Consider the following 3,875-nt stretch of genomic DNA (forward strand, 5'->3'; position numbering starts at 1 on the left):
TATTAGATTGTTGATTAATGAAAGTTCTATTTTTTGAACCTCTTTAATTTTTCCTTTTTTAAATTCCAAATATTTTTTTAGTGCGATTTTTTTGCTTTTTTTGATCTTTAATGCTTCTATTATTTCATCTTTTGCTTTATCAAAACTTTTAATTTTTCCGTTTTCGTCAACAAATTTGTGTCTATTTTTCATATAAAACTCTTTTAACTCTTTTTCTTTAAAATCTATATTTTTAGGTTCTACCCAAATGATAGAGAGTTTATATTTTGGTTCATTCATATAATTTTTTTTATGTTTTTGCCAATATTTTTTTAGATCCTCTTTTGTATAGTCTATTTTAATATCTTGTGAACTTAATACTTTATATTTTATTTTATCCGACATAAAAAGAGCAGATCCAAAAGTCTCAAACTCTAAAGGAGTTAAAACAGGTTTTAAAATTTTTTGAAGCTTTGATAATAAGATATCTTTTTTTATCATACTTTCAAAATCTTTTACTTTAAGTCCGGCTCTTTTTAAAACTTCGTTGTATATTTTTTTATCAAATTTTCCATCTTTTTGAAACTCTTTCATATTAAAAATCGTTTTTGCAACCTCACTATCCAATACTTTCAAGCCCAAATCTTTTGCGAGATTCATATATAAAGCTTCTCTAATAAGTGAATTTAGCGCCTCTTTTTCAAGACCGAGCTCTTTTGCTTTTTTTTGATCAAACTCTCCTTTGAATAGATTGTTATAATAAGAGTAAAGGTTTGAATATCTTTGAGAAAGCTCTTTTTGAGTTATTTTAATATCTCCAACTTTCGCAACCGCTCCGGCCATTGTTCCGTATTGATAGGCGCCCCATCCGACAAATCCTGCTCCAACAAAGGCTATAGTGCTTATCCAGATCGTTATAACCAGCCATTTTTTATGTTTTTGCATCCAACTTATCATCTGCTTCCTTTTTAACAAAATTTTCTAAATTTTAGTAAAATTGCTATTAATAATTGGTTAAATAGCGTAAAATAGGTTTTTAAATAATTAAGGAGCGATTATGACAAATAGCCAATTGATGGATAGAGATTTAGCTCATATATGGCATCCATGCACTCAGATGAAAGATCACGAGTTTTTGCCTCTTATACCTATAAAAGAAGGTAAAGGGGTATATCTATTTGATTTTGACGGCAATAGATATATTGACGCAATTAGTAGCTGGTGGGTTAATCTTTTTGGACATTCAAACGAATATATAAACAGCAAAGTTAAAGAACAAATTGAAAAGCTTGAGCATGTTATTTTTGCAGGCTTTACACATGAACAGATTGTGAAATTGAGCGAAAGACTCGTAAAAATAACACCAAAGGGATTAAATAAATGCTTTTATGCAGATAACGGATCAAGCGCGATAGAAGTTGCTTTGAAGATGAGTTTTCATTATCATAAAAATAAAGGGCGTATAAAGCCCCTTTTTGTGTCACTTAAAAATAGTTATCATGGTGAAACTATCGGAGCACTTTCTGTTGGTGATGTAGAGTTGTATAAAGATACATATGAAGAGATTTTAATAAAAACCATCCAAGCCCCTACGCCAAAAGATATGAGCGAAGCGGCGGCTATTGATGCGGCTAAGGATCTTGAGGCTATTTTTGAAAAAAACAAAGATTTAGTATCTGCTTTTATTATAGAGCCTCTTGTTCAATGTGCCGGGTATATGCATATGTATCATCCTTTATATTTGAAACTCTCTTATGATCTTTGTAAAAAATATGGTATACATTTTATTGCAGATGAGATTGCCGTAGGATTTGGAAGAACCGGAGAGATGTTTGCTTGTGAACAAGCAGGAATCTCTCCCGATTTTATTTGTTTGTCAAAAGGTCTAACTGGAGGTTATCTTCCTTTGTCTGTGGTTTTGACAACCGATGAAATTTATGGCGCTTTTTATTGTGATTATAATCAATATAAAGCCTTTTTGCACTCTCATAGCTATACTGGCAATCCTCTTGCTTGTAGCGCCGCTAACGCTACTTTGGATATATTTGAAAATGACAACGTTTTAGAAAAAAATAGGGTAAAAATAGAATATTTATCAAAAAAAATAGAAAAATTTAAAGATTTAAAAAACGTAAAAGAGGTTAGACAAACGGGTATGATCGCAGCAATAGAACTTCAAGGTTATAAACCTCAAGAAAGAGTTGGACTAAAAGTATACCAATATGGACTTAAAAACGGGGTTTTGCTTAGACCATTAGGACATGTTATATATTTTATGCCTCCTTATATTATAACATTTGAAGAGATAGACAAAATGATAAATGTAGCTTATGAGGGGATTAGTTTACTTTTAAAGGATAAGATTTGATAAAAAACATACCCCATATTCCGGTTTTACTAAATGAAGTGATAGAGGTATTTAAAGATATAAAGGATGGATATATAATAGATTGCACTTTGGGATATGGAGGCCATAGCGAAGGTATATTAAAAAATAATCCAAATATTAAACTCATAGGTATTGATCAAGACGAGGAAGCTATAGAGTTTTCTAAGAAAAGATTAGAAATTTTTAAAAATAGAGTTATTATAAAAAAAGGCAGATTTTCCGAAGTTTTGGAAGATTTTATGAATCTTAACATCAAAGGCGTTCTTGCTGATTTAGGTGTTTCATCTTTACAGCTTGATAAAAAAGAGAGAGGATTTAGTTTTGAAAGCGATATTTTGGATATGAGAATGGACAAAAGTAGATCTCTTAGTGCATATGATGTAATAAATTTTTATCCAAAAGAGAAACTTGAATATATTTTTAAAGAATATGGTGAAATAAAAAATTATAAAAAAATTGCCGATTTATTAGTAAAATATAGACAAAAAAGGTATTTTAAAAGCGCAAAGGAGTTGGCAGAATTTTTAAAAAATCATTTGCCAAAAAATAAAAAAATTCATCCTGCCACTTTGGTATTTCAAGCTATTAGAATCGAAGTTAACCAAGAGCTGTATGAAATTGAAAAAATGCTTGATATTTTAGAAAAATATAGGCCAAAATCGGCAAAAATAGCTATAATTACCTTTCACTCTTTAGAAGATAGGATCGTTAAAAGAAGATTTAAAAATTGGGCAAAAGGCTGCATCTGTCCAAGTTATGCGCCAAAATGCGAATGCGGCGGCAAAAATCAGCTTGGCGAAATTTTGACTAAAAAACCGATTTGTGCGACAATTGATGAGATCAAAAAAAATCCAAGAAGCAGAAGCGCAAAAATGAGGGTTTTTAAATTTAAGGATTGAGATAATGGCAAGAAGTGTCGAAAAAAAAGAGCTCCTTAAGGGTTTAGAAAATATTCAAAGAAAAAATAAAGATTTGGATTTTAAATTTTTGATTATGATCTTATTGATGATGACTATAGCATTTATGCTTGCTTTTCCAAAAATCTATTTGAGAAATCATATATATTATACCAGTAGGGAGATAAATAAGCTTTTAGACGAATATGAGACTTTAAAAGAGGAAAATAGACTTTTAAGAAGTAAGCTTGAATATATGAAATATAAAAATCAGGTTTTAGATGTGATGTTTTGAGGTTTGTTTTGGTTAAAATGGTTGAGTGGTTAGGTGAAAGGTTGAAGGTTGAAGGGAGAAGGGGTAAGGTGATAAGGAGGTAAGGTGGTAAGGAGGTAAGGTGGTAAGGTGGTAGGAACTATTTTTGAAGAGAGAGGACAGGGGATGGATCCTTACAAGGAAGAAATTGCCCGACTCATCAACCCGAAGAAGGAATTTTTCCAACTGGATGATGCAGTGGAGGGAGCGGATCTTCTGATTGGAGTAAGTTCAAGAAATGCATTCAACAAAAGCCACGTTGCAAAGATGGCGCATGATCCAGTGATCTTTGCGCTGG

Annotated in this window: 4 protein-coding genes and 1 pseudogene; 4 read left to right on the plus strand and 1 reads right to left on the minus strand. The window is 31.3% G+C overall.

Features of this window, described 5'->3' with window-relative positions; genetic code table 11:
* A partial coding sequence (locus AC30RD_RS07095) for a SurA N-terminal domain-containing protein (protein ID WP_489493716.1) occupies nucleotides 1–936 on the minus strand: 936 nt, incomplete at its 3' end.
* Nucleotides 937–1,036: 100 nt separating this feature from the next.
* Between AC30RD_RS07095 and AC30RD_RS07100 the strand changes: the two genes are divergently transcribed.
* The 4 genes and pseudogenes from AC30RD_RS07100 to AC30RD_RS07115 form a co-directional block, all read left to right on the plus strand.
* Nucleotides 1,037–2,347 (plus strand): adenosylmethionine--8-amino-7-oxononanoate transaminase, encoded by a 1,311-nt coding sequence (locus AC30RD_RS07100; protein WP_489493717.1) that lies wholly within the window; start codon nucleotides 1,037–1,039, stop codon nucleotides 2,345–2,347.
* Nucleotides 2,347–3,267 (plus strand): 16S rRNA (cytosine(1402)-N(4))-methyltransferase RsmH, encoded by a 921-nt coding sequence (gene rsmH / locus AC30RD_RS07105; RefSeq protein WP_489493721.1) that lies wholly within the window; start codon nucleotides 2,347–2,349, stop codon nucleotides 3,265–3,267. The genes AC30RD_RS07100 and rsmH overlap by 1 nt, the downstream gene beginning before the upstream one ends.
* Before the next feature lie 4 nt (nucleotides 3,268–3,271).
* Nucleotides 3,272–3,559, plus strand: coding sequence for a hypothetical protein (locus tag AC30RD_RS07110; protein ID WP_489493719.1), 288 nt, complete (start codon nucleotides 3,272–3,274; stop codon nucleotides 3,557–3,559).
* Nucleotides 3,560–3,667: 108 nt separating this feature from the next.
* Nucleotides 3,668–3,875 (plus strand): annotated as a pseudogene (locus AC30RD_RS07115) (NAD-dependent malic enzyme); the annotation flags it as partial.

The organism is Nitrosophilus sp. (assembly GCF_982775275.1).

Bases quoted from the DNA above. Each gene is read 5' to 3' on its own strand.
- AC30RD_RS07100 (WP_489493717.1), top strand. From the start codon at position 1,037: ATGACAAATAGCCAATTGATGGATAGAGATTTAGCTCATATATGGCAT.
- AC30RD_RS07110 (WP_489493719.1), top strand. From the start codon at position 3,272: ATGGCAAGAAGTGTCGAAAAAAAAGAGCTCCTTAAGGGTTTAGAAAAT.